The sequence below is a fragment of the Streptomyces sp. NPDC031265 genome, assembly GCF_055570295.1.
On sequence record NZ_JBVIHM010000004.1, the window covers coordinates 263,895 to 286,560 of the forward strand.

Below are 22,666 nucleotides of genomic sequence, written 5' to 3' on the forward strand. Positions count from 1 at the left end.
GGGGTGCAGCCCGAAGCGAGGTGCGGGGGTGCAGCCCGAAGCGAGGTGCGGGGGTGCAGCCCGAAGCGAGGTGCGGGGGTGCAGCCCGAAGCGGGGTGCGGGGGCGCGGGGCGCCGTGAGCGGGGTGCAGGGGCCGCAGGCCCCGCGAGGGCGCGGCCTCCGTAAACCACCCACCTCCCCCGCCGGGGTCCGGGGCCCGTGGCGGGGTGCAGGGGCGCAGTCCCCGCTGGGGGTGCAGGGGGCGAAGCCCCGCAACGGAGGTCCGGGGGCGGAGCCCCCGGGAAACCCGCCCACCCCAGCCCTCCCCCACCCCCGGAGGGTCTAGGGAAGGGGCGGGGAGGGGCAAACCCTCACCGCTCCCCCATCCGCACACCCACCCAAGCCCCCACCACCGCCACCCCCGCCATCGGCAGGAACACCGCCGCGAAGGCTCCCGGATGCCCCGCACCCGCACCCGCCCCTGCAGCCGCACCCGCCACCACCGCATCATGCGCGGCCCCCACAGCCCCACCCCCCAGCGCCGCGAACGCCGCCCCACCCCCCGCGAGCAGCAACACGTTCGACAGGCCGTCCGAGATCTGGAGGGCCGCCGAGTTCGCCCCCGCCTCCCCCGGCGCCGAAAGCTTCAGCAGCAGCACGCTCGTCGAGGCGATGACCATCCCCATCCCGAAGCACCCCACGCCCCAGGCGACCGCCACCACCCACACCGGCACCCAGGAGATCAGCACGCTCGGCGCCGCCGCGATGGCCGAGGCGACCATGAGCATCCCCACCACCATCAGCCGCTCCCGGTACGGCTCGGCCCACGGCCGCGCCTGTACGTACGACCCGAGCGCCCACGTCGCCCCGCCCGCCGCCAGCGAGAACCCGGCCATCGTCGGCGACAGCCCCCGCTGCGTCACCAGCATCAGCGGTACGAACGACTCCGCCGCGATGAACGACCCCGCCGCGATCCCCCGCAGCAGCACCACGGACGGCAGCCCCCGCACCGCCCGGTACGTCCCGCGCGGCAGCAGCGCGCGCCGCCCCGCGACGGCGGGTACCAGCAGCGCGCCACCCGCCACCGCCGGCACCAACGACAGCCATCGCAGGTCCTGCCCGGCGTACTGGAGCAGCCCCGCCCCCAGCGAGATCATCAGCGCCAGCCGGATCCGCCGCCGGTCGAACGCCTCGACGGGCGCGTCCGGGTCGGCGGGCCCGGACGCCATACGCCGTATGGCAGGCAAGGCAAGCGCCAGTGGAAAGACGACAAGAGCAGGAATCCCCACGAACACCCACCGCCACCCGAGGTGCTCGGTGACGCTGCCCGCCGCCAGCGGCCCGACCACCGACGGCACCACCCAGCTCGCCGCGAAAGCCGCCATGATCGCGGGCCGCATCGGCTCCGGGTAGGCGCGCCCGACCACGACGTACAGCGCGACGATGACCAGCCCGCCCCCGAGCCCCTGCACGGCCCGCCCGGCGATGAAGGTCCACATGTTCACCGCCGTCCCGGACAGCAGCAGCCCCGCCCCGAACGCCGCTATCCCCACCGCGAGCGCCCCCAGCGGCCCCCGCCGGTCCGCCCACTGCCCGGCGACGACCATCCCGAACAGACTGGTCGTGAAGTACGAGGAGAAGGCGAACGCGTACAGCGACACCCCGTCGAGCTCCCGCGCCGCGACCGGCATGGCGGTCCCGACGGCGGTCGCCTCGAAGGCGATGAGGAGGACGACGGCGATGGTGCCGATGCTGAGAGCGCGATGTGATTTACCAAGAATGCCGACGCTTCCGCCGGGTTCGGCAGGTCCGGCGGGTTGGGCGAGTTGGGCGGGGAGGTCGACGGCGGAGGGGGACGAGGTGACGTCCGCGTCGGCGGACTCCAGGGCGCTCATGAGCCCACAGTAAGGGCCTAGATGCCGTTTGACCCCTGTCCAGAGACGCCCCCCACCTCAGCATTTGGTCGTACGCCCCAGGCCCCACCCCCACCCCGCCCACCCCACATGAACGCAACATGGCAGTCCCATTGCAGCCCCCGTGCTCCCCTTCCCCGCCCCTCCCCCACCCCCTACGGTCAAAGAAGTCAGCACACGGCCGTGTGCCCGAGTGGTTGAGGGGCTCGCCTGCAAAGCGAGTTACGCCGGTTCGATTCCGGTCACGGCCTCCAGAAACACCCGAGAGCGGACGCCCCCACGGCACGGGGGCGCCCGCTCTCAGACGTTCAAAGCCTCATGCGACCGGCTGCAGAACCAACGGATCCGGCACCCGCCAGAGTTCTCGCACTCCATCTTCTTGGTGCAAGCTTGAGCGAAGCGGAATGCAACACGCTCAGGGACGTCTCCCGGAACTCCCGCGTGTTCGGCGTCTTCCTGTTGCCACGGGGCGCCACCCGGCCATGGACCCGAACAGGCCGGGTCCGAGACGCACCCAACTCCGGGCTCACACACTCGAAGTACAAGGATGACTCGCCCGCCTTTGCCCAGGCCTTCTTCCCCAGCCGATACGGTTGAGTGTCCACCGAGTGGCCCTTGCCCGTCACATCCCAAGGGGCGTAGACGTCGAACTGGACATGGAAGCTGCCCCGTCTTCCTTCTCCGGCGACCACACAGAGCGTGGAGCTGGTACGCGACCAGTTCATGCGTTTCCGATGCTCGGTCTCCAGGAACTTCGCCGTCTTCGAGATCCCATCCGCGGACGTATTCACAAAGAGGCTCGCCCCGGTCAGCTTCTCCAGGAAATCCGTCGCCGCAGGTTCCGAGAACAAGCCGTCACAGACACGCGACGCGGCAAGGGACTTTCCTTCGTCACCGCCACACGCCGAGAGCGTGACACCGAGAACCAATGACACCCCCGCGATCCAGGCACACTTCCACCCACACAAGCGTTCCCTCCCCGCTCGATCAACACGAAATGGGGCCACCCCGGCGCACGGGGTCAGGCCTTATTCGCGCATTTCAGCTCGCGCTTGGCGAACTGGACGTATTGCTCCATCAGGGACGCGAGGACGTCCTGGGCCTTCTGAGTGTCGGGGGCATGGTTCGTGTTGATCTCCAGCACGACATATTTCTCCAACGCGCCCAGGGCGGAACCCGGTCCCCTGGGAAGATCGGGCCGCTCGCACAAGATTACAGAGGTCACGCCCGTCTTCCAGATGAAACCTTCATCACCCACCGGGATTCTCCTCGCGGAGTTACTCCACGACGTCCAGTCAGCGCCCTTCCCTCTTCTCCGGCGTTGGGCAAACGCTCGAAAACTTCCTTTCCCGTCAATCGACACGTTGCAAGCGACGCTCGACTGGTACCGATACCTGAACACATCGAACGTCGGCCCATCCGGCATCAGCACTTGCGCCTGCCTGCCGGTCGGCAGCAGCGGGGCGACAGAGCTTCTGGCGAATTCTCCCCAGCAGATGGTTCCCGGCAGGGTCGGTATGGACTCCTCCTCCTTGCCCGAGCAGCCACTGAGCACGAGCAAGCCAGCCATCGACACGGCCCCTATCCTGCTCGCACCCTTAATCACTTCGCGCCGCCCTTGGCGGCGATCGCCGCGTGATTGCGACCGTCCGCGAAGGCATCACCGGTTTGGGAAGAGGCCAGCCCCTGGTACTCCCGCACATCCCGCACCGTAATCCCAGCACTCCTGCCGGCGTCACCCACTGCGGCCGCCGCGGATTTCTTGGCGCCCGTCTCGGCATATGAATACGCTTCGGCCGCCTCCTGGCTGGCCTCCCCCGAAGTGTCCTTCTGTCCGCTCTCCACCACGGATTTCGTGATGTCTTCCTTCAACCACTCCACGGCGTCCCCGCCGACCGGAAGCAACTCGATGAACTTTCCCCCGACACCGTCGACGACCCTGTTGACCCAGTCGGCCTTATCCTGAAGCGCTTCGTTGAACCGGGCGTCGTCCGCCGAGTGCTTGTCAAAGATCGCCTCAACCCGCGCCTGTGCCATCATTCCGGCGATCTGGCCACCGGGATGGACCGCGTTGATCACGGCAGCCCCCACATCGGACCCGTGATTCTCCGGATGCGCGAACACATCACGCACCAGCAACGTGGTGTACGCCTGCTGCGCATTGGTGATCGACCCGTACGCCTCCGGGTCCTGCGCCACAGCCCCGAGGAAATGCCCCATCTCTCCCTTCTCGAAGTGTGCCTGCACTCCAACTACCTTGGCCTGATGTGCGCCGTCCTCCGTTGCCGCCTGAAGATCCGGCATGTACTCCGCAGCCATGTTCCCGAAGTTCCCGGACAGCCCCTCCAGCGGGCCGGGCGCTTCGCCCTCACCCAGCACCAGTTGCGGGGCGCCGCCGACCTTCGCGACGACCCTCTCCATCACCTTGGCCATCTGCTCCGTGTGCTCCACGGGCCTTGCATGATCGTCTCCCACAACCCGCCCCGTGACCGCCGCCTCCAGCGCGTTCCCGGTCGCGGTCTGGAGCGGGGTCGGGAGGGGGCCGTCGGTGGGGGCCGTGTCGAACCAGTCCGCTGTGGGCTTGCGGTCGAGGGCGTAGTCGACCATCCCCTGGGGGCGCCCCTGGGCACCCGAGACCGGTTTGTCGTCGGTGGTGACGATCCCGTCCCCAGTGTTGTCTTCGCGTACGGGCTCGTTGAAGAAGGCGGCGGACGTCTCCGGGGTGTTGGCCATGGCCTGCATCAGACCGGTCATGGGATCGAAGCCGCGGCCACCCTCCTTGTCGAGGTTGAAGGCCATCGCCTGGGCCGTAGGCACGTTCCCTTCCCAGATCCCCGGATCCTTGTGCTCCATCCCGACCATGTCTCGCCCGATCGGGACCAGGAACTCCTTGTCGTACCGGCCGTGACGTAACAAGGCACCGAGCGCTTGGTACCCGTACACCTTCGCGCCGATGCTCGTGACCCCCGGGATGTCGATCCGCTTGCGGCCGGCCCGCATCATGTCGAGGGTCCAGGTGGGATCCAGGTGGCCGCGCGTCCTCGGATCGGTGGCGACGCCCAGCATCGCGCCCATGTCGTTCTGGAGGCTGTGCACCATCGCCACCCGGTCCCGGCCGGCCGCGCCCAGGCCCGTCGCGTCCAGCGACATCTTCGTGTACAGCTCCAGCGTGCCTTCCGCGCCCATGCGGCGGTAGAAGGCGGTGGCGAACTCCGGCTCCTTCGCGTTGTCGTGCACGAGCTCCCGGAGCTGGCGAAGGGCCTCGACGTTACGCGCCACGCCCCCGTCTCCCGTGGCCTTCCTGGCCAGTTCGACGGCCCGAGCCGCCTTCTCGTCCTCCAGGCCGCTGAACTTCGGCGTGGCGAAGTCGTTCTCGCTCCCGTCGTTCGCCGCCAGGGCCCGCCGCAACGACTCGTCCGCCTCACCGCACTCCTCCACGATCACCTTGATACGGCCCTGCCACTCGGCAACGGCGTCGTTCTGCCGCTTGAGGTCGAGATCGAGGGAGACGCCGGGGGCGGTGTGATGCGCGGCGTAGTCTCCGGCGACGGAGTAGCGGGCGGTGACCCGCCCCTGCGCGTCCACGACGATGCCGGACTTCTCCGAGCCATCGACGATCTTGTGTAACTCGTCCTTCGCCCGCTTGAACGCCGCGTACCCGTCCGCCAGTACCGCGTGGATCCCCTTCGCCTCCGCCGCCGCGTCCTCGAACTCCTTGGCCGTCTTGTCGATGAACTGCCTGGTCACACCCGCGTTCACCCCGGCCCAGTCAGCCGCGTCAGCGTGAGCCTTCATCCCCTTGCGGGCCTCTTCGGCGAGGGTCTTCAGTCTGGTGACCATGTCCGACCAGTCGTCGACCGCCGTCTTCAACTTGTCGAGCGGCGCGTTCACCACGTCGTCGTACGTGAGCATGTCCTGATACCGACCTTGGTGGCTCGAAGTCCGTTAAGTGCGGCGGCCTACTTCAGGTACTCATCGATCCGCGACACGGCGATCAGCTCGCCTCCGACGCGCTCGTCGTCCTTGGCGTGGGCAGCCATCGAGTAGTCGAGGTGGTTGGAGATCTGCGCGCAGGCGTCGCTGAGCGTGCGCAGCTGGGTGTCCCACTTGGTGCGGACCTTCGCCAACTCGCCGCCGCTGGTGAAGTTGCGGGCGCTGAGGGCGGTCGCGGCGGCGCCGGTGGATTCGCGTGCGTGATTTCCGTCGCGCTTGAGCCCGTCGTGGAGCTTGAAGGCGTCCCCGCCGACCACACCGAGGTCGTCGCGCTGGACGCTGAGGTCGGCGCCGCCGGGGCCGTTCGTCCCGCTCGGCCCGTTGTCGGCGCGATTCAGCCGCATGGCCACGTTGGCGGCCGCGCTGGCGTGCGCCTCGCGCCACTCTTCCTCGAACGACATGCGGATCCCGCCCCCGTACGCCCCCGGACAGCTCTTTACCGTTTCCATAACGTACGGACGCCGCGCTCTTCGCGCCAGCACATGGTCCGGCTATGGGGTTACGTGGCCGTTTCATCCCCCCTGAATGGCTGGGATGGGGCGGGTGGGTTGACGGAGGCGCCCTGTTCTACGTGGTGCGGCGCCGCCGCGACCGTACGAGCGGTACGGCCACGGCCACCCCGACGACGGCCACCGCCCCCAGCCCGATCCACAGGCCTGTGTTGCCGCCGCTGTCGCCGTCGGTCGTGGAGGACGCCGGCGGGATGGTCGGCTTAGCAGCAGTGGTGGGAGGGGTGGACGGTGCTTGCGGGGAAGGGGAGTTGGTGTTGGCTGCGGCCAGGTCGGGGAGCGGGTACTCGTTCGCCGGGCCGGGGTCGCCGGGGCTCGTCAGGGCGATACGGGGGCGGACGACTCCGTACCCGATGTAGTCCGTGCGCTTTTCCCCGTTCCGGGGGCCGCCGGCCGTGTTGAGCATGACTCGGAGGACCTGGTTGTTGGTCCACTGGGGGTACTTGGACCAGATCAGGGCGGCGGAGGCGGAGGCGAGGGCGGTGGCGTCGCTGGTGCCGTGGCTCAGACAGATGTGGGTGCCGCCGCCGCAGGCGTGGGTCATCTCGTCGCCGGGGGCTGCGAGGTCGACCTGAGGGCCGTGTTCCGACTCCTTGGTCGCGTCGATCTTTCGGTCTACGGCTGACAAGCCCACGACGCCAGGGGTTGCGGCCGGATATTCCACCGGGTTGCCCTTGTCTCCGCTGTTGCCGACACCGGCGAAGATCAAAGACCCCTTGTCCAAGGCGTACTTCACCGCACTGGTGAGCTCGTCCGAAGTTTCCGGCACACCTTGTGAAATGTTGATCACCTTGGCACCGTGATCCGCCGCGTAGCGAATGCCCTCGCTCAACTTCTCAAGGAACAGTGGGACGTTCTGTGCCAGCTTCGTCCCTTCATTCTCCTTCGGAAGCCTGATCGGCAAAATCTTCGCGCCGGGCGCGAGACCAAACGAGCCGTCGCCACCGGCCCGCTTTCCCGTTGCTGCGATCAATGCGGCCATGCTCGTGCCGTGACTTGAGTAGCCGGTGTGCTCGTCCCCAGGTTCCCTTGAAAGATTGAGCCCCGGGAGGACCTGCCCCTTCAGGTCGTCGAGGTTGTCCTCGACACCGCTGTCGAGGACAGCGACGGTGACGCCCTTGCCCGTACTGATCTTCCACATCTCGTTCGCCTGCATGGCGTCGAGATGCCACTGCCGCTCGCGGACCGTGTCGGCGTGGGCGGGCGTGGCGGCAATGCCTACCAGCAGGGCCCCCAAGGCGACGGACACGGCACGGCCGTGCCTCATGACTCGATGGCTGCTGGTAGGCATGCGCTTCCTTCGTACGGGCTCAGTCGATTACAGGCGGCACAATACGGCGGTCGCTCTGCTGCCAGGTCTCTTCGTCCTCGGTGAGGTAGTCGGGACGCTCGCCTCCGCGCTCGTCCCGCCGACCGGCGGCACCGTGCATGCCAGGCGGGATCATGCCGCCTCGCCCGGCCCGACCTGCCTGAGAGCCGCCTTCCGCGTTGCGTACGAGACCGGAGCCGCCCTCGGTGAAGGGGCGCCCGCTTCTGGTTCCGGGCTCGGTCGGGCGACCACCGACGATGCCGCCGGGCTCGCCCGCCAGGCGGCGTCCGCCGGAGAACCCTCCTCTGGAGCCGCCCCCGCCGGTGCCGCCGCCCGGTCCGTGGGCCATCGGCGGTCGGCCCTGCGTCGTGCCTTCGTGGCCCACGACAGTACCCCGGGGGATGCCGTTCGTCGGACGACCGGCGCTGGGCGGTACCTGGCGGCCGCCGACGATGCCGTTCTCACGCGGGAGCTTGCTCGGGGGCAGGCCGCCCACGGTGCTCTGGTTCGGCAGCCCCGGTCCGCGCATGCCGCCCGTCGCCTGACGTCCGCCCACGACACCGGGGGCCGGCAGACCGGTCTTGCCGCCGCCGAACGTGGGTGGCATGGGCCCAACGGGTGGCATCCAGCCATCCGGCTTGCCGACAGGAGGCGAGGTGGGCGGAACGCCGGGGCCGGTGGGAACGACCGGAGGCGTCGATGGCAGCGTGTTCACGCTGTCGATCGCCGTGCTGGCTACGTGGTGGTCCGGAGTCATCGGTGTCGGCAGGGACGGCGACACAGTCGTCCCCTTCGGCGCGTCCGGCTTATGGACGCTCGTTGGTCCGGTGTACTCCTGGCGAGCCGGAGCGCTCGTCGGCCCGGTGGTCCGGTGGCCCGCACTCGTTCCGCCGGATGCACCTCCGGTGTACTGGGTGTTGCCGAACTCGCGCCCCGGCACAAACACCGCCGGCGGCGCCGGAAACACCGGCGGCCGCAACGCCGCTATCTGCTCCCCCGACTGCACATACGCATCCGCCAACCGCTTGAGCTCCCGTACCGCCTCCTGCCGCTGCCCCTCCATCTTCTCGTTGAGGCCGGTCAGCTTGGCCGAGGCGTCCCTCGCGTCCTTCTGGCCGTCGGGGTCGTGGTGGGCGGCGACGTACAGCTTCTGGGTGTCGGTGGCTTCCTTCTTCAGGGCGGGGTCGTACACCGGGACCGAGGACTTGACCTGGGCGATGGCATTCGTGACGGCGTCGAGATGGGTCGACGCCGCGTGGCTGTACTGGCCCAGGCCCAGCGTGGCCATCGCCGCGTCGTGGCCCCAGTCGGTGAACGCCTTCGCGCCCTCGCCCGTCCAGACGACGCGGCTCATGTGGGTCTTCAGGTCGTCACCGATCTCGGTGATCGTCGCGGCCGCGTCGGCGAGCTTCTTGGCGAGGAGGGACGCCGAGTCGCCCTTCATGCCCTGGACCATGGTCCAGAGTTCCTGATGCGACTTGTGCTCGAAGTCCGTCCGCTCCACCGGCGGCGCCTTCGGCGCCCCCTGCCCCCGGTCCCGCCCCGGCCCCTGCCCCTGCCCCTTGTTCTCAGCCATGTCGCCGCACCGCCATCCCCTGCAATCCGCGCCCCATGGGGCCGACCCCCGTCACATCGAGCCACATCGCATCGACCAGCGCCGCATCGGCCCGCATCAGATCGACCCGCCCGTCGCACCCTTGTCCGGCGCCGGCGCCTTGGGCGCAGCCGCGCCGGGCGTGTCCGTCCCGTACAGCTCCTGCTGGCGGTGCAGTTCCCCGCTGATCGCCCGCATCCGGTCCCGTACGTCCGCGTCCACGCCGTCGTAGCCGTTCTCCGCCGCCAGGACCGCGATGCACAGGCCCTCGATCTGCATACCGAGCGCCTTGGAGAGCTGGCCGATCTGGTCGTGGACGACCTCGTACACGCCGTACAGGAACGCGCTCTCCTTGAGGTCCTCCGGGCCCAGCTCGGACTTGGCCAGGCGGTCCGCGTTGATCTTGGTCGACGCGGCCTCCGAGTCGTTGAGCTTGGTGAGCAGCGCGTCGACCCGCTTCTTGAAGGTGAGCATCGACTCGGCCTCGCGCGCGAGGTCGGCCGCCGCCAGGACAGCGGCGCCGGCCGCCCCGCCGATGCCCGGCATCAGTGCGAGCACCGGTGCCAGCGTGTTCACCCCGGGCCCCACGTCCCCGCCGTCCTGCGCCACAGTTGCCTCCCCGTTCCCCGTTCCCCCACTGCTTCAGAAGTAACTGTAGCCAGCACCTCCGACATTCCGGCAGCCTCCTCTCCCCTCTGAGTCCTTGCACAGACCGACAGTTGGGCAAACTGGGCACCGGAACTCTTGCGCGGGTGGAGGCGACGATGCTACGCGCGAGCATACGATTTTCGGCCAGGCACCAGCTCGCGCTTGCGGAGGCGCACAGGGCTCTCATTAGGGTCGTTCTCGCGGCCACAGGGGAGACGCCAGGGACGGGCAGGTAGCTCGTGGCCATGAGGGTGGGCAGGCCCGCCAGTGCGTGCAGTCAGGGGGAGAGGAATATGGCGGACGACCTCAATATCCGCGCAAGCGAGCTCAAAGCCTCCGCAGGCGCGGCCGACAGTCTGGTCACCGATTTGCGGCCGATACTGACGAAGGCGATCGACGACACCGCTGCCGCCGCTGCCTCGCTGAAAGCCTGGCCAGTCAGGGGCAGGCTGGACGCCACCGGCACCGGCTGGGGCGATGCGCTCACCACGTTGCAGGGTCGGCTGACCGAGCATGCCGAGGGGCTGCGCCTGCTGGCCGACCACCACAGCATCAACGACCTCGACGTCGGCCGCTGCTTCACGGGCTGGTGAGCGCGGCATGCCAGAACTCTTCGCACAACTGCTCCATCAGAACTTCGCCGAGCTGGAAGCCGCAGCCGACTCCTGGCAGAATCTGGCCAAGAAGCTGGGCGACACTCAGACGGGCAGCGGGAAGCACGTAACAGGGCCGCTACACAAGGCTGGCTGGGCAGGAGTCGGAGCCGACTACGGTTTCGCCGCCCTCGAAGCCACCGAGAGCAAGCTGGGGACCGGGAAGACCAACGCCCAGCTCATCTACGCCGTTCTGGACGCGCTCAGCACCCGTATGCAGGAATCCCAGCGCAAGTTGCGCAACGCGGTCGCCGACGCGGAGAAGGCCGGGCACAAGGTCCGGGTCGATGGCTGGGTGGAGGCGGTGGAAGCGGTCGACCCGAAGTACCACAACGACCCGGACTACCAAGGCATACAGCAGCAGGCGAACGCCGGGCTGGGCGGCTTCCGGGCCCGCATCGACGCGGCTGTTCTGGAAGCCTCGACCGTCTGCACTCAAGCCGCCGAACTCCTGTACCAGATCGATCCCTTCGATCTGGACAAGCGGTACGGAGCCGACCACGCGCGCGAGGACGCCGTACGGGTCGGGGAATTCCTCGGGCTCGGCAAGAAGGCCATCCCTGACGGAAAGGATCCTCAGCAGACCGCGGACTGGTGGGCCGGGCTACACATCGAGGACCGGGAGATGTACCTTGCCGCGTTCCCCGAACGGCTCGGCACCATGGACGGCCTGCCCTCCGCCGCCCGGGACACGGCGAACCGCACCAACCTGGATATGCAGCTCAACGACTACGCACTACGGGAGGGCAGCCTCGGCTACCACGACCGGTACTTGTACGGCTCGCTGAGCAAGCTCAAGGACAAGCTGGACCAAGCGGATGTGGCGCCCCCGGACAAGCGGCTCTATCTGCTCAAGTACGGCCTCTCGAAAGACGGAACGGCGGTCGTCTCGGTCGGCAACCCGGATACGGCGAAGCACACGGCCGTCTTCGTGTCTGGGACAAGCCACCAACTGGACAGCGTGGGGGGCGATATCGACCGGGTCGGCACACTACAGAGCGCGGCCGGCCGGTGGAACGGCACCAACGGCACCACAGACGTCGCCGTGGTGTCCTGGCTCGACTACAACGCCCCTGAACTCAACACGGACAGCGTGGGTTCCGCCGATCTGAGCCCAGGCATCGCCAGCGACCACCGGGCCAAGGAGGGCGCCGGGAGACTGCGGGACTTCACCCACGGCCTCCGCGCCGCACACCAAGGCGATCAGCCCACCCACCTCACCGTGCTCGGACACAGCTACGGTTCCACCACCGTGGGCGCCGCCGACGCCGGAGGAGACGGCCTGGGCGCCGACGACGCCGTGGTAGTCGGGAGCCCTGGCCTGACCGTCAAACGCGCCGACCAGTTGCACATGGATCCCCGGCACCTATGGGTAGGCGCCGCAAGCGACGACTTCGTCTCCAACCTGCTCTCAGGCGCGTCTCTCGGCGCCGACCCGAAGGAACCGGGATTCGGGGCACAGCGGATGTACGTCGACACCAGCGGGCACAGTGGCTACTGGGACGGCGGAAGCCAGAGCCTGGAGAATCAGGGCCGCATCATCGCGGGCAAGACGCCAGAGACCGGAGGCATGGGCTGATGCTCTGGACCACACCCCGCCGGAGCGCTGCCGCGCTGGCGCTGACCCTGCTGCTGGGAGGCTGCATGTCCGACAAGAAGGAAGCCAACGCTCCGCTGCCGCGCATGAGCAAGGAGAAGGCGGAGGAGTGGGCCAAGCACTGGACCGACTCCATGACCCGTACGGCGAAGGCCACGCTGGATCCCAAGACCGCCAAGCCGACAGCGGATTACAGCAACTGCATCGGCAAAAACGGCGAGTCCGCCGACGATGGCCGCTTCACACTGCACTACTCGGTACGAGCCACGCTCCCCCGCGCTCAGCACGCGGAGGCCATCCGGGACATCCGGGACGCACTGAAGAGCCAGGGCTTCGAGATTCAGGGCTACCGCTCGGACCCGAGCAAGGATCCAGCCAATCTGGTCGACGCCACCCACCCCAAGGAGCACCACTTCGTATCGGCCGGGGATGTAGCCGAGAACTTGCTGGTGCTCATCGTCGCGACTCCCTGCCTCCTACCCTCGGGCGCCAAGCAAGAGCACGTCTGACGTAAGCCGGGTGGGACGAAGTCGTCCCACCCGGCCGCACACCAACCCCTAGCCCGCCTACACCCCCGCCACAACCACCGCCGCCTGAGGCCGAATAGGCAGCCGGTTCACCGGCCGCCCCGTAGCCGCCCGTACCGCCGACGCCACCGCCGCCGGGGACGTCACCACCGGGACCGCGCTCGCCGCCTTCGCGCCGAAGGGGGCCACCACGTCGCGCTCCTCCACCAGCTTCACGATGCGGATGTCGGGGGCGTCCAGGGCCGTGGGGAGGGCGTAGCCCGTGAGGTCGGGGTGGCGGACCAGGCCGCGGGCCGTGCGGAGGTTCTCCGTCAGGGCCGCGCCCACGCCCTGCGTCACGCCCGCCTCGATACGTGCCACCAGCTGGCCGGGGTTCAGGATCCGGCCCACGTCCTGCGCGACCGCCAGTTCCACCACCCGTACCGAGCCCAGCTCGATGTCCACGTCCACCACCGCGCGGATCGCGCAGAAGGCGAGGCCGACGAAGGCGTCGCCCTGGCCCGTCTCGTCCAGGGGCTCGGTGGGGTGCGGGCGGCACTGGGCCGTGGCCCAGAGTTCCTTGCCGTCCATCGCCTCGGTGACCGTCGTGGAGAGGACGCCGTCGTACGACGTGATCTTGCCGTCGGCGATCTGGAGCAGCTCCGTCGACATGCCGAACTTGTGCGCCAGGGGCTGGAGGAGTTGCGTGCGGACCATTTTCGCCGCTCGTTCCACCGCTCCGCCCGACACCCACGTGTGGCGGCCGTGCGACGCCGGGCCCGCGGGGGGCTGGTCCGTGTCGACCGGGGCCACGTGCACCTCCTCGATGCCCAGCGTCTCCTGGACGATCTGGCGGGCGAGGGTGGTGAAGCCCTGGCCCGTGTCCACCGCAGCGCAGATCACCGTGGCCACGCCGTCCTGCACCTTGACCGTGGCCGTCGACACCTCGTCCCTGCCCTCGGCGCCCAGCATGTGCACCATGCCGAGCGCGTAGCCGACGCCCCGGCGGACCGCGCCCGGCTCGCCCGCGCCCTCGGGGCCGCCCGGCAGCAGCCAGTCGTCCTCGGGGTCGTCCTTGGGGAGGGTCGGGAGGGGGAAGTCCCGTACGGAGGTGAGGAGTTCGGCCACGGGGGCCGGGCACGTCACCGTCTGGCCGGTGGGGAGCAGGTCACCCGTCGCCAGTACGTTGCGCAGGCGCAGCTCCGCCGGGTCCAGGCCCAGTTTGGCCGCCAGTTTGTCCATCTGGCCCTCGTAGGCCGCGCACACCTGCATCGCGCCCTCGCCCCGGACGTGGCCGGAGGGCGGGTTGTTCGTCCGGACCGCCCAGCCCTCGACGAAGGCGTGCGGGACCACGTACGGGCCGCAGGCGAATGCCACCGCGGCCGCCAGCGACTCGGACGAGGCCTCCGCGTACGCGCCCGCGTCCAGCAGGATCTGTGCCTCCACCTTCACCAGACGGCCCTCCGCGTCCGCGTGGTGGCGGTAGCGCAGCAGAGTCGGGTGGCGGTGGGCGTGGCCCAGGAACGACTCCTCGCGGGTCGCCGTCAGCTTCACCGGGCAGCCGGTCCGCAGCGCGAGCAGGCCGAGCGCGAGCTGGAAGCCGGAGTCCTCGCGGTCGCCGGTGGCGCCGGGGACGCCGGTGACGACCACCTTCACGCGCTCCGGGTCCAGGCCGAAGCACGCCGCCGCGAGGTCGCGGTCGGCGTGCGGGTCGGTGGACGCGGTGTAGATCTCCACGCCGCCGTCGGGGCGCGGCACCGCGAGCCCCGCCTCGGCGCCGATCGGCGCCGGGTCCTGGCGGCCGATCCGGTACAGGCCCTCCACCACGACCTCGCCGGTGACGTCCGGGTCGCCGTACTGGAGCGGGATGTGGCGGATCAAGTTGCCGTCGGGGTGCAGGGGTTCGGCGGCGAACGCCTTCTCGGGGTCGGTGACCGGTTCGAGCAACTCGTACTCGACCGCGATCGCCGCCGCCGCGAGGCGGGCCGTGTCGGGGTGGTCGGCGGCCACCGCCGCGATCGGCTCGCCGTGGTGGCGTACGACGTCGGCGGCGAAGACCGGGCGGTCCGCGATGCCCCGGCCGTGCGCGGCGTCGCCGGGCACGTCGGCGTGGGTCACCACGGCCCGTACGCCCGGCATGTCGACCGCGGCCGAGGTGTCGATCGCGACGATACGGGCCGAGGCGTGCGGCGAGCGCAGCACGGCCGCCCACAGCAGGCCCTCGGCCCAGAGGTCGGAGGCGTACGGGAAGGTGCCCTCGGTCTTGGCGCGCGCGTCGGCGGGGCGGAGCGAGGCGCCGAGCCCGTGGCCGGGCACGGGCGGCTGCTCCGGGCCGGTGCCCGTCCCGTCGACCACCGCGGTCGTCGCGGTGGCTGCGTCGTTGCTCACGCCATGCCTCCGTCGTGGGTGTGCGGGGGCTGGACGCCGCCCGCGCCGGGCCCCGCCTGATGCGGAATGCGGGCTTCTTCGATGTTCCCGGCCGGATTTCCGGCCGGGCGCGCGACCGGGTGCCCGGACGTCTGCCCCGCCGCCTCGCTCGCGGCGGCCGACTGCGCCTCGCGCCCGGCCACCACCTCACGTACGGCGTCGAGCACGCCCCGGTAGCCGGAGCAGCGGCAGAGGTTGCCGCAGAGCGCCTGCCGGGTCTCCAGCTCGGTCGGGGCGTGGTTGCCTTCGAGCAGGTCGTGGACGGTCATGGCCATGCCCGGGATGCAGAAGCCGCACTGCACGGCCCCGCACTCGGCGAGCGCGCGCTGCACGTCGGAGGGTTCGCCGTCGACGGCGAGGCCCTCGACCGTACGCACCTCGGAGCCGGCGGCGGTGGCCGCGGGCACCAGGCAGGAGGCGACCAGACGGCCGTCGACCTGCACGTTGCAGGCGCCGCACTCGCCCTGCGAGCAGCCGTCCTTGGCCCCGGCGAGGCCGAGCCGCTCGCGCAGCACATAGAGCAGGGACTCGCCGACCCACGCCTCGGTGACGGGCCGGTCGGTGCCGTTGACGCGCAGGACGTAGGAGGCACGGGGGTGCTCCAGGTCGGCGGCGGGCGGCAGAACCGGCTCCGGCTCGGGGGCGGGGAGGGGGATGGCTACGGGCTCGGGGGCGGGGTCCGGTGCCGCTTCCCGTACGGGTTCCGGTGTGGGCTCGGGCTCCGGCTCCGGGAGCGGCTGGGCCTGTGCCTGCGGCGCGTGGACGGGCTCGGGCAGCGGCTCGGCGGCGGGCGCGGGGGCGTCGGCCGGGTCCGCACCCGGCATGTCCTCGTCTGCCGTGTCCTCGCCGGTCGCGTCCGTCGGGTCCGCCTCGGCCCGTACGTCCTCGCGCGGCTCCTCCCGTACGTCCGTCGCCAGCGCGGCCGACCAGGGCGCGGGCGCGCCGCCCGGCAGGGTCGCCCCGGGGCCGGGCGGGTTCCAGGACAGGACGGGTTCCGGGCGTACGGGCGCGGGGGCCGGGAAGTCCACGGGCGCGGAGACGTCCGCGGGGGCGGCGAACTCGGCGGGCGCGGAGAGGTCCAGGGACGCCTGGTGGTGGGCTCCCGTGGCCGCCCGGTGCGCCTGGTGCGCCTGCTCGGCGAAGTCCGCCACGCGCGCGTCGGCGGCCTCCGCCTCCACGGCATGGTCGGGCTCGGGCTCGGGCTGCGGCTGCTCCGTCGCCCAGGGCGCGGACGCGCCGCCGGGCAGGGTCGCCGGAGGCGTCGTACCCCACTGCTCAATGAGCGAGGATGTACTGAATTCGCCGGATTCATCCGGCAGTTCGCCATCGGCGACCGGGATCGTCCACTGGCCGGTCAGCGAGGCGTCGTCGGAGAAGTTCCACTGGCCGGTGGCGTGCCGGTCCTGCGGCAGGTCGCCCAGCGGGGCCGGGTGCGGGGGCGCGGGCACGGCCGACGCGTCGGGCCACTGCACCGACCGCACCTGGCTCTCGCCCCGGTCCGGCTCGGGCGGCGCCGGGATCGTCCAGGCGCCGGTCGCGGCCGGGTCGGTCGCGGCGGCGGGCGTCAACGGCACGATCATCGGCGGCACATAGCCGTGGCCCGGCGCGGCCAGCGGGTCGCCGCCGAGCAGCGCGTCCAGGTCCGCGGGCAGCTGGACGAAGGCGGTCGCGCCGTCGTCGTACTCGCCGCCCTGCGGGACCGGCTGCCAGCCGCCCGTCCCTCGCTCGCGGTTGTCGCCGTGGTTGTCGCTCACGACAGCGCCCTCCCCAGTGCTCGTCGGGCCAGCGCGGCGACCGTGCGCCGCAGGTGCAGTACGGCGGGAGACAGCGCGGGGGGCTCCGTGCCGTCTGCCGCCGGTACCGGGTCCGGGATGCAGGCGGCTGCCACGTACTCGCCGAAGGCGTTGAGCGCCTCCGGGGCCAGCGCCGCCCGCTCGCCGTCCCAGTCGATCAGGGAGGCGATCCAGCGCTCGGCCTCCAGGGGCCGCAGCGGCATCGGTGCGATCGCGCCCACCGCGCAGCGCACCCCGCGCCGGGCCGGGTCCAGGACGACGGCCACCGAGGCGGTGGCGCGGCCGGGGCCGGTGCGGCCGGTCGCCTTGAGGAAGACCTGCGGGGCGTGCAGCAGCGGCACGCGGACGTGGCCGATGAGTTCGGCGGGGGCGAGCATCTCCCGCCCGGCCAGCAGGTGCGAGACCGGGATCTCCCGGCGGGCGCCCTCGGGACCGGCGATGACCAGGGTGGCTTCGAGCGCGGCGAGTACGGGCAGCGCGTCGCCGGTGGGCGCCGCCGACGCGACGTTGCCGCCGAGGGTGCCCGCGTTGCGGATCTGCGGGGGACCGGCGGCGCGCGCGGCCGCCGCGAGCGCCGGGATGAGCGCCGCGAAGTCCGGGCGCCCCATCCGCGCGTGCGTGAGCCCCGCGCCGAGGAGCGCGTGGCCGTCCTGGTACTGCCAGCCGCGGATGTCGTTGATGCGGCCGAGGCCGACGAGGCCCGCGGGGCGCAGCAGGCCCCGGTTCACCGCCGCCATCAGATCGGTGCCGCCCGCGACGGGCACGGCGGCGGGCATGGCGGCGAGCGCCGCCACGGCCTCGTCGAGCGAGGCCGGCAGTGTCACCGACTGCGCCGCCTGCGGTGCGTGCGTGGTCAACCCAGCTGCCCCTTCCCGGTGTCCCGGCCGTCCCGACTGTCCCGACTGTGTGTGCCTGTGCGTGGCCGTACCGTACGTGCTCACAGCCCGGAGGTGGCAACTCTGGCACATCTTCCGAGCCGCCCGACGCGAGGGTCCGCGAAGGACAGATCCGTCCCCGACCAGGGGAATGGTCCGGATTCACGGCTGTTGTGCGACTTATCCGTGCGGAACAGTGCAGGACAGTGCGGAACAGTCACCGGTCACGTTCCCAGGCTCCCGGGCCGCCCGACCCCCTCTTGCGCCCCGGCTCACACGTTTGGGGGCGACCCGTCGATCGGGCGTCCGAGACTGCCTTTCATCTTTTCGGGGGCGGGGCGCTTTTGCCAGGGCAACGGGCCGCCGGGGGGCCGGTAGGCGACGCCGAGGGCGTCAAGTCGGGCGTAGTGCGACCGCATTCGCCGCTCGAATCCGGCGAAATCGCGTGCGGCGGGGGCGGGCAGCGCCGACCACGCCACCTCCGCGAACGCCGCGAGCCGGGGGAACACCTGGTAGTCCACGCGTGCCTGGTCCTGCATCACCTCGGTCCAGACATTGGCCTGAGTGCCGAGCACGTGCCGCGCCTCGGCCTCGGTCAGCTCGGGCGGCACGGGCTCGAAGCGGTAGACGTCCTCCAGGGTCCGTACGTATCCGATGGGCATCGGCTCGTCGGGCCCGGCCGCCTGCCGGTGGTCCAGGTAGACCTGCTGCTCGGGGCACATGACGACGTCGTGGCCCGCCCGCGCGGCCTCGATGCCGCCCGCGTAGCCGCGCCAGGAGGAGACGGCCGCGCCGGGCGCCAGCCCGCCCTCCAGGATCTCGTCCCAGCCGATGAGGCGGCGGCCCCGGTCTGTCAGCCAGCGGTCGAAGTGGCGGATGAACCAGGACTGGAGCCCGTCCTCGCCCGCGAGCCCGAGCTCCTTGACACGGGCCTGGGCGGCGGGCGACGCCTTCCACTGATCCTTGGGGCACTCGTCGCCGCCGATGTGGACGAACGGCGAAGTCGTGGCGGGGAAGAGGGCGAGCACCTCCTCCAGGACTCCCTCGTAGAAGCGGAGGGTGTTGTCAGTGGGGGCGAGTACGTTCGGATTGACGCCCCAGGTGTCCCAGACGGAGAGGCGGGTCGTGTCGATGACGTCGGTGTTGCCCAGTTCCGGGTAGGCGGCGATGGCCGCCTGCGAGTGGCCCGGGATGTCGATTTCCGGAACCACGGAGATATGCCGCTCGGCGGCGTACGCGACGATCTCGCGGATGTCGTCCTGGGTGTAGAAGCCGCCGTGCGGCATCTCGTCCCACAACTCCGAGGCGCGGTGGCCGTACTTGGTCCGCGCGCGCCAGGCGCCGACCTCCGTCAGCCTCGGGAAGCGCTTGATCTCGATGCGCCAGCCCTGGTCGTCGGTGAGGTGGAAGTGGAAGACGTTGAGCTTGTGCGCGGCGAGCAGGTCGAGGTAGCGCAGCACCCCGTCCTTGGGCATGAAGTGGCGTGAAACGTCCAGCATCAGACCGCGCCAGGCGAACCGGGGCGCGTCCTCGATCACTTGCCACGTGATGCCGTACCGGGCGCCCGGGTCCGCGCACGCCTTGCGGTACGCGTCGGGGCCGAGCAGTTGACGCAGTGTCTGCGCGCCCCAGAACACCCCGGCCGCGCTGCCGCCGACGATCTCGACGCGCTGGGTGACGCTGAGGCGGTACGCCTCCGGGGCGAGGCCGGAGTCGATACGGAGGACGATGGCCCCCGGCGTACCCGCCTCCCCCGGCGGGAGCTCACGGGCGAGCGCGGCGCCCAGGGTGGAGCGCAGCCAGCGCGCGACGCCTTCGGTGCCGGGGGCGGCGACCAGGGCCGTGTCCGGGCCCAGGACGAAGACACGGCGCCAGGGGCCGTCGACGGAGACCGGCGCGGGGATCAGGTCTGCGGAAGTCACGGCCATGAGGCCACACGGTAGACGCAACGCGCACGGCCCCGAGGGCACACCCTGGGGGCCGTACGTACGCCCTTGAGGGGCGCGGGACCGTGACATGTGCGGCTCCGCCGCGTGGGCACGACCAGCCCCCGCCGCCCGCAGACGAACTCCGGGCCGAGAAGGGGGCTCGGCAGGACCTACTTCTTGTCCTTGCCGCCCTTGTCCTTGTCCTTGTCGCCACCGGCGCCCATGGACTCGTAGATCTCCTTGCACATCGGGCAGACCGGGTACTTCTTCGGGTCACGGCCCGGCACCCAGACCTTGCCGCAGAGCGCGACGACGGGGGTCCCGTCGAGCGCGCTCGCCATGATCTTGTCCTTCTGGACGTAGTGGGCGAAGCGCTCGTGGTCGCCGTCGCCGTTCGACACCTGCGGTGTCGGCTCTACGAGGGTCCCCGTACCTGCCCCGCGCTCGGGCTCAAGAGTGCTCATAAGTTCCTAGCGTACTGAAGCGCGGCGGCATCAGTTCAGCGAAGGGTCGTCCGGGTACGTCGCCACCATCGCCAGTTCGCTGCGCTGGCGGCGCAGCACCGCCCGCCACAGGGACTCCGGCTCCGGGGACGAGACGTCGCCCGGCTCGGACTCCACCACGTACCAGGCCCCGTCGGTCAGCTCGGCCTCCAGCTGGCCCGGGCCCCAGCCCGAGTACCCGGCGAAGATCCGCAGCGAGCCGAGGGCGGCGGCGAGCAGCTCCGGCGGCGCCTCCAGGTCGACCAGGCCGATCGCCCCGTACACCCGGCGCCAGCCCAGCGGACCCTCGTCACCGGGGATCACGGCGACGCCGAGCGCGGAGTCCAGGGAGACCGGGCCGCCCTGGAAGACCACCCCGGGCTCACCGGCCAGGGACGCCCACGGCTCCAGGATGTCGCCGACGCCCACCGGGGTCGGACGGTTGAGGACCACACCGAGCGAGCCCTCCTCGTCGTGGTCGAGGAGCAGCACCACCGCGCGGTCGAAGTTCGGATCCGCGAGGGCGGGGGTGGCGACGAGCAGCCGCCCTGTGAGCGAGGACACCTCGGTCATGCGGACATGATCCCGCATCTTCGCCTCCTGGGGGGAGCGCACGGCAGCAATGGGGCGCACGGGCTTTTCGGCCACCGTCCTGCGGTGTGCACAGTCCGTGCCCGGGCGGCCGCTCCAGTGGTGACCCTCCGCCGAACTCACCTCAGCGGAGCGTGTTGTGGCGAATTCATTACTGTTGCGAACCCCCCTTGGCCTTACAGGACATGGGTAGAAGCCCCTTACCCTTTTCCCTGGCCCCCTGTCCGACGATTCCGGAACGCGAGATTCATGACCGGCACAGACGATGTACTGCTTGTCCACGGCGGCACCCCGCTGGAGGGCGAGATCCGCGTCCGCGGCGCGAAGAACCTCGTGCCGAAGGCGATGGTCGCCGCCCTGCTCGGCAGCGGCCCGAGCCGGCTGCGCAATGTGCCCGACATCCGCGACGTACGCGTCGTACGCGGCCTGCTGCAGCTGCACGGCGTCACGGTCCGCCCCGGCGACGAGCCGGGCGAGCTGATCCTCGACCCGTCGCACGTCGAAAGCGCGAACGTCACCGACATCGACGCGCACGCGGGTTCGTCGCGCATCCCGATCCTGCTCTGCGGCCCGCTGCTGCACCGGCTCGGCCACGCCTTCATCCCGGGCCTGGGCGGCTGCGACATCGGCGGCCGGCCGATCGACTTCCACTTCGAGGTGCTGCGACAGTTCGGCGCGACCATCGAGAAGCGCGACGACGGCCAGTACCTGGAGGCCCCGCAGCGGCTGCGCGGCACCAAGATCCGGCTGCCGTACCCGTCGGTGGGCGCGACCGAGCAGGTCCTGCTGACGGCCGTGCTGGCCGAGGGTGTGACCGAGCTCTCCAACGCCGCCGTGGAGCCCGAGATCGAGGACCTCATCTGCGTACTGCAGAAGATGGGCGCGATCATCGCCATGGACACCGACCGGACGATCCGGATCACCGGTGTCGACAAGCTCGGCGGCTACACGCACCGCGCCCTCTCGGACCGGCTGGAGGCCGCCTCCTGGGCGTCCGCCGCGCTGGCGACCGAGGGCAACATCTACGTCCGCGGCGCCCAGCAGCGGTCGATGATGACCTTCCTGAACACGTACCGGAAGGTCGGCGGCGCCTTCGAGATCGACGACGAGGGCATCCGCTTCTGGCACCCCGGCGGCTCGCTCAAGTCCATCGCCCTTGAGACGGACGTGCACCCCGGCTTCCAGACCGACTGGCAGCAGCCGCTGGTCGTGGCGCTCACGCAGGCCACGGGCCTGTCCATCGTCCACGAGACGGTGTACGAGTCGCGGCTCGGCTTCACGTCGGCGCTCAACCAGATGGGCGCGCACATCCAGCTGTACCGCGAGTGCCTGGGCGGCTCGGACTGCCGCTTCGGCCAGCGCAACTTCCTGCACTCCGCGGTCGTGAGCGGCCCCACGAAGCTCCAGGGCGCCGATCTGGTGATCCCGGACCTCCGGGGCGGTTTCTCGTACCTGATCGCCGCGCTGGCCGCCCAGGGGACGTCCCGGGTGCACGGCATCGACCTGATCAACCGCGGTTACGAGAACTTCATGGAGAAGTTGGTGGAACTGGGAGCGAAGGTGGAGCTCCCCAACGGCGCCCTGAGCTGACCGTAGCCGCCCCCATCCCGCCCCTTCCCCAAACCCTCCGGGGGGGGTGGGAGGGGGCGGAGTTGTTTCCCGGGGGCTACGCCCCGGACCCCCTCGCGGGGCCTGCGGCCCCCGCACCCCGCTCACGGGGGCTCCGCCCCCAGTACCCCCGCCGGGGCTGCGCCCCCGTCCCCGCTTCGGGGCTGCGCCCCGGGTCTCCCTTCGCCTGCGGGCCGTCCTGGGCTGGTCGCGCAGTTCCCCGCGCCCCTTGAGTGCCGCTGCGCGACATCCCCTGGGCGC

The 22,666-nt window shown here is 70.8% G+C and carries 17 protein-coding genes and 1 tRNA gene; 5 read left to right on the plus strand and 13 right to left on the minus strand.

All coding sequences use genetic code 11. The features are described from left to right. Positions 1-350 precede the first annotated feature (350 nt). A complete protein-coding gene (locus ACZ499_RS09705) occupies positions 351-1,874 on the minus strand; it encodes an MFS transporter (RefSeq protein ID WP_468673493.1) in 1,524 nt (507 codons plus the stop codon). 197 nt (positions 1,875-2,071) lie between these two features. Between ACZ499_RS09705 and ACZ499_RS09710 the strand changes: the two genes are divergently transcribed. After that, a tRNA-Cys gene (locus ACZ499_RS09710) sits at positions 2,072-2,146 on the plus strand. Between the two features lie 767 nt (positions 2,147-2,913). Here the strand turns inward: ACZ499_RS09710 and ACZ499_RS09715 are convergent. The 6 genes from ACZ499_RS09715 to ACZ499_RS09740 form a co-directional block, all read right to left on the minus strand. Beyond that, positions 2,914-3,462 carry a hypothetical protein gene (locus tag ACZ499_RS09715; protein ID WP_468673494.1) on the minus strand — a complete coding sequence of 183 codons (549 nt, stop codon included), beginning with the start codon at positions 3,460-3,462 and terminating at the stop codon, positions 2,914-2,916. Between the two features lie 32 nt (positions 3,463-3,494). Further along, on the minus strand, positions 3,495-5,804 hold the full coding sequence (locus tag ACZ499_RS09720; RefSeq protein WP_468673495.1) for a hypothetical protein: 2,310 nt from the start codon (positions 5,802-5,804) through the stop codon (positions 3,495-3,497). 47 nt (positions 5,805-5,851) lie between these two features. Then, positions 5,852-6,286, minus strand: a complete 435-nt coding sequence (locus ACZ499_RS09725) for a hypothetical protein (RefSeq protein WP_468407035.1) — start codon at positions 6,284-6,286, stop codon at positions 5,852-5,854. A 166-nt stretch (positions 6,287-6,452) separates the two neighbouring features. Next, positions 6,453-7,661, minus strand: a complete 1,209-nt coding sequence (gene mycP / locus ACZ499_RS09730; protein WP_468673496.1) for a type VII secretion-associated serine protease mycosin — start codon at positions 7,659-7,661, stop codon at positions 6,453-6,455. A 43-nt stretch (positions 7,662-7,704) separates the two neighbouring features. After that, entirely contained in the window at positions 7,705-9,279 is a 1,575-nt protein-coding gene (locus ACZ499_RS09735; RefSeq protein WP_468673497.1) for a hypothetical protein, read from the minus strand. A 96-nt stretch (positions 9,280-9,375) separates the two neighbouring features. Next, on the minus strand, positions 9,376-9,906 hold the full coding sequence (locus ACZ499_RS09740; RefSeq protein WP_468673498.1) for a hypothetical protein: 531 nt from the start codon (positions 9,904-9,906) through the stop codon (positions 9,376-9,378). 332 nt (positions 9,907-10,238) lie between these two features. Here ACZ499_RS09740 and ACZ499_RS09745 point away from each other — a divergent pair, with 332 nt between their 5' ends. Genes ACZ499_RS09745 through ACZ499_RS09755 form a run of 3 tightly spaced genes read left to right on the plus strand, consistent with a single transcriptional unit; the run spans position 10,239 to position 12,704 of the window. Next, positions 10,239-10,538: a hypothetical protein gene (locus ACZ499_RS09745; RefSeq protein ID WP_468673499.1), complete on the plus strand. Its 300-nt coding sequence runs from the start codon at positions 10,239-10,241 to the stop codon at positions 10,536-10,538. A 7-nt stretch (positions 10,539-10,545) separates the two neighbouring features. Next, positions 10,546-12,177 carry an alpha/beta hydrolase gene (locus ACZ499_RS09750; protein ID WP_468673500.1) on the plus strand — a complete coding sequence of 544 codons (1,632 nt, stop codon included), beginning with the start codon at positions 10,546-10,548 and terminating at the stop codon, positions 12,175-12,177. Continuing rightward, positions 12,177-12,704 carry a hypothetical protein gene (locus ACZ499_RS09755; RefSeq protein ID WP_468673501.1) on the plus strand — a complete coding sequence of 176 codons (528 nt, stop codon included), beginning with the start codon at positions 12,177-12,179 and terminating at the stop codon, positions 12,702-12,704. Before ACZ499_RS09750 ends, ACZ499_RS09755 begins: the two co-directional genes overlap by 1 nt. 57 nt (positions 12,705-12,761) lie before the next feature. Here the strand turns inward: ACZ499_RS09755 and ACZ499_RS09760 are convergent, their stop codons facing one another. The 6 genes from ACZ499_RS09760 to ACZ499_RS09785 all read right to left on the minus strand — a co-directional run bounded on the left by ACZ499_RS09760 (position 12,762) and on the right by ACZ499_RS09785 (position 20,779). Next, positions 12,762-15,089 (minus strand): xanthine dehydrogenase family protein molybdopterin-binding subunit, encoded by a 2,328-nt coding sequence (locus tag ACZ499_RS09760; protein WP_468673502.1) that lies wholly within the window; start codon positions 15,087-15,089, stop codon positions 12,762-12,764. After that, positions 15,086-16,882 carry a (2Fe-2S)-binding protein gene (locus ACZ499_RS09765; RefSeq protein ID WP_468673503.1) on the minus strand — a complete coding sequence of 599 codons (1,797 nt, stop codon included), beginning with the start codon at positions 16,880-16,882 and terminating at the stop codon, positions 15,086-15,088. The genes ACZ499_RS09760 and ACZ499_RS09765 overlap by 4 nt, the downstream gene beginning before the upstream one ends. After that, a complete protein-coding gene (locus ACZ499_RS09770) occupies positions 16,879-17,778 on the minus strand; it encodes an FAD binding domain-containing protein (RefSeq protein WP_468673504.1) in 900 nt (299 codons plus the stop codon). Before ACZ499_RS09770 ends, ACZ499_RS09765 begins: the two co-directional genes overlap by 4 nt. A gap of 290 nt (positions 17,779-18,068) precedes the next feature. Further along, entirely contained in the window at positions 18,069-19,724 is a 1,656-nt protein-coding gene (locus ACZ499_RS09775) for a beta-N-acetylhexosaminidase (protein WP_468673505.1), read from the minus strand. A gap of 170 nt (positions 19,725-19,894) precedes the next feature. Next, positions 19,895-20,188, minus strand: a complete 294-nt coding sequence (locus ACZ499_RS09780) for a DUF3039 domain-containing protein (protein ID WP_100578609.1) — start codon at positions 20,186-20,188, stop codon at positions 19,895-19,897. A 30-nt stretch (positions 20,189-20,218) separates the two neighbouring features. Then, positions 20,219-20,779 carry a YqgE/AlgH family protein gene (locus tag ACZ499_RS09785; RefSeq protein ID WP_385547048.1) on the minus strand — a complete coding sequence of 187 codons (561 nt, stop codon included), beginning with the start codon at positions 20,777-20,779 and terminating at the stop codon, positions 20,219-20,221. Positions 20,780-21,046: 267 nt separating this feature from the next. On the opposite strand from ACZ499_RS09785, the gene murA reads away from it, so the two are divergent. Beyond that, positions 21,047-22,387: a UDP-N-acetylglucosamine 1-carboxyvinyltransferase gene (gene murA, locus ACZ499_RS09790; protein WP_385547045.1), complete on the plus strand. Its 1,341-nt coding sequence runs from the start codon at positions 21,047-21,049 to the stop codon at positions 22,385-22,387. Positions 22,388-22,666: the final 279 nt, after the last annotated feature.